A 739-nucleotide genomic window follows, 5' to 3' on the forward strand; every position below is an offset into this window, starting at 1 on the left:
AACTCCTATATTCTATCAAATCTAAGATAAACTGTCAACTACTTTTTTAAACTTTTTTAAAAGTTTTTTTCGTCCGCTCTCTCAGACTCATGCTCTCTTTCGAGAACTGTTATATCTTATCACATGCGTTTAGGTGTGTCAACACTTTTTTTCTTTTTTCTTTCCCTTGGCTTTGGGACATCTGCGTCCTGTTGCTTGAACAGACATCGCCGTACAATAAAAACATCAAAAACAAGGAGATAGTTAGCCATGTTAACTGATGTGATGTTTTCAAACTCTTACCGTATTGTCCGACCTATTGTCTTGAAGCTAAGAAATCTCTACTACATTAAACTTTGGGAGTTGGAGGACTGGGAGCAGGAGGCCATGATTTGCCTTTATACATTGTTAGACAAGCAACCTGACTTATGCGATAATCAGGAAAAACTTAGAGTCTACTTTAAAACTAAGTTCTCTAATCTTGTGAATGATGAATTAAGAAAACAGGAGTCTAAAAAGAGACAGTTAAACAAACTCTCTTACGAAGATATTAGCGAGGTTGCTCACCTTATTCCTAATCCTGAAATCTTGCTTGATGAATTCATCTGCTTTAAAGATAGTCTTGATAGACTTAAAAAATTACTTACTAACGAAGAGTGGAATCTTGTCCAAAAACTCGCTTCCGGAAATGCTTTTAAAGGGAAAAAGAATATCATTACAAAAGTGAAAAAATTAATCAAACAACTTGAAGGTGAGTGAT

At 34.9% G+C, this 739-nt stretch carries 1 protein-coding gene; it reads left to right on the plus strand.

Going from position 1 to position 739, the window contains the following annotated elements:
* Positions 1-249 precede the first annotated feature (249 nt).
* Positions 250-738 (plus strand): sigma-70 family RNA polymerase sigma factor, encoded by a 489-nt coding sequence (locus ACERC5_RS10145; protein WP_373659705.1) that lies wholly within the window; start codon positions 250-252, stop codon positions 736-738.
* The last annotated feature ends 1 nt before the right edge of the window (position 739 follow it).

The sequence above is a fragment of the Streptococcus sp. E24BD genome (assembly GCF_041807825.1).
GTDB lineage: Bacteria > Bacillota > Bacilli > Lactobacillales > Streptococcaceae > Streptococcus > Streptococcus entericus.

What these genes read in the sequence shown, in the direction of transcription:
- ACERC5_RS10145 (WP_373659705.1), top strand. Translation starts at nt 250, where the DNA reads ATGTTAACTGATGTGATGTTTTCAAACTCTTACCGTATTGTCCGACCT.